This window comes from Marinospirillum sp. (assembly GCF_014859565.1).
On sequence record NZ_JACUUA010000380.1, the window covers coordinates 1 to 2,235 of the forward strand.

3 protein-coding genes are annotated in these 2,235 nt (G+C 50.2%); 2 read left to right on the forward strand and 1 reads right to left on the reverse strand.

Annotated features, from left to right (window positions below; genetic code table 11):
* Positions 1-35: 35 nt before the first annotated feature.
* Together IBX50_RS19890 and IBX50_RS19895 are read left to right on the forward strand one after the other, a co-directional pair.
* Positions 36-1,316 carry a type II toxin-antitoxin system HipA family toxin gene (locus tag IBX50_RS19890; protein WP_292258135.1) on the forward strand — a complete coding sequence of 427 codons (1,281 nt, stop codon included), beginning with the start codon at positions 36-38 and terminating at the stop codon, positions 1,314-1,316.
* Between the two features lie 82 nt (positions 1,317-1,398).
* On the forward strand, positions 1,399-1,959 hold the full coding sequence (locus IBX50_RS19895; RefSeq protein WP_292258133.1) for an acyl-CoA thioesterase: 561 nt from the start codon (positions 1,399-1,401) through the stop codon (positions 1,957-1,959).
* Between the two features lie 6 nt (positions 1,960-1,965).
* Here IBX50_RS19895 and IBX50_RS19900 read toward each other — a convergent pair.
* Positions 1,966-2,235: GGDEF domain-containing protein (locus IBX50_RS19900; RefSeq protein ID WP_292258134.1), on the reverse strand; the 270-nt coding region annotated here is incomplete at its 5' end.

Sequence of the window (2,235 nt, forward strand, 5' to 3'; positions counted from 1 at the left end):
TGTGAGTAATCATACCCTCAAAATCAGGTGGCCAGATTTACTATGCCACTACAGACCGCTCCGGTGGAATGTCTTTTTCTTATGCAGAGCAATGGCTGAAGCAACCCGGCGCACGGGCACTTTCCTTGTCTTTACCACTCACGAATCAGCGTTATGAAGGAGCGCAGGTCTACAACTTCTTCGACAACCTGCTGCCAGACTCTGAAAATATACGTGCCAGAATGCAAGCGCGTTTCAGAATTAATACAGGGCACCCTTTTGATCTTCTAAGCGTGATTGGTCGTGACTGCATTGGTGCCGTTCAGCTCTACCCTCCTGATATATCAATACCGGATGTCAGGTCTGTTCATGCCGAACCAGTTTCCGATGATGCGATTGCAGCCATGCTTGCCGGATATCAGCAAGCACCACTGGGCATGACGGAAGACAGCGATTTCCGTATTTCACTGGCCGGTGCTCAAGAGAAAACAGCACTCTTGTGGCATGAGGAGCAATGGAAGCGCCCTGTAGGCAGCACGCCTACCAGCCATATACTGAAACTACCGATCGGTTTTCTGGAGCCACGCAATATTGATCTGCGTGAAAGCAACGAAAACGAGTGGCTGTGCCTGCAGATTCTGAAAGGTTTTGGTATTCCAGTGGCTGACGCCCAACTGCTTCGCTTTAACGAACAAAGTGTTTTGTGTGTGCAGCGCTTTGACCGACGTTGGTCATCCGATGGATCATGGTTAATGCGCCTGCCTCAGGAGGACTTCTGTCAGGCATTGGGTGTGGCACCAGCACTGAAGTATGAAAATGAAGGTGGCCCTGGGATTGAAGCCTGTTTAAAACTGCTTGCTGGATCTCAAAACGCTGAAGCTGATCGTCGCACCTTTTTCAAAAGCCAAATTTTATTCTGGCTTCTGGCTGCTATTGATGGCCATGCCAAGAACTTCAGCCTGTTCATTGAGCCAGACTCTGGCTATCGCATGACACCCCTTTACGATGTGATATCTGCTTACCCGATGATGGCTACAGGCAGCCTGCCAGCGGCCAGAGCAAAAATGGCCATGTCACAGAAAGGACGTCAGCGTCATTATCACTGGCAACGGATGGAACCCAGACACTTCATCAGTACTGCGATCGAAACCGGCTTTTCTACTGCAACCACGCGTCAGTTGATGCAAGAAACTGCCTTGCTGGCAGAAAGGGTCATTGATGCTGTCAGAAATCAATTACCAGCCAACTTTCCACCGAAAATTGCTGAACCCATATTCACTGGGGTGCAGGATCATGCAGAAAAGCTCACCGAGTATCTGACGGATCATAGCGGATAGAACTTATCGCCCCGATAGCTGGTTGCCAGCCTTGGAATACAATACCCTTGTGCCATACATGTGATTTGAGGAGTTGAACCCGATGGTGAATGAAGCCACTTTCCGTACGGTGCAGTCCTCACAGGTGATCCTGAAAGAGCTGATGGTGCCGTCTTATGCCAATTTTGGTGGCAAGGTACATGGTGGGATTTTGTTGTCACTGATGGACAAGATTGCCTACACCTGCGCGGCCACCCATGCCAAGGCCTATTGTGTGACAGCCTCCGTGGATTCGGTGGATTTTGTAAATCCAGTAGAGGTGGGTGAGCTGGTGACTCTGTTTGCTTCCGTGAACTACGTTGGTAACAGTTCGATGGAAGTTGGCATCAAGGTGATTTCCGAGGACTTCCGCAAGGAGATAGTTAAACACACCAACACCAGTTATTTCACCATGGTGGCGGTGGATGAAGAAACCCGCAAACCCACCTCGGTGCCAGGGTTGGTGCTGCAAACGGATCAAGAAATTCGCCGGTTTGTGATGGGCAAACTACGTAAGCAGTTAAGAGCCGGGCACCGGCGGGATATTACCGAGTTGCGCAAAACTCTGGATAAAACACGGGAACTGCAGGAACTGGATGGTGAAAACTGCCAGCTGGGTAAATGATAAATACTAACGGTCATCCGCACATACACAGTTTCGACCTGTGTTCTTGGCCTGATACAGTGCGTGATCTGCATTGGCCAGCAGGGTATCCAGACTGCCGTTTCCTTGTGCGGCATGACTGACTCCAAAACTACCGGTGCAGTGCAGGTGTATACCATCAAAAGTTATTTCCAGCTGATCAATACGTCGCCGTAATCTTTCCGCCAGTTTCATGGCCTGATCCAGCGTGGTTTGTGGCATCAGAATGGCAAACTCCTCCCCGCCCAGTCGTGCCAG

Bases quoted from the DNA above. Each gene is read 5' to 3' on its own strand.
- IBX50_RS19895 (WP_292258133.1), top strand. From the start codon at position 1,399: ATGGTGAATGAAGCCACTTTCCGTACGGTGCAGTCCTCACAGGTGATC.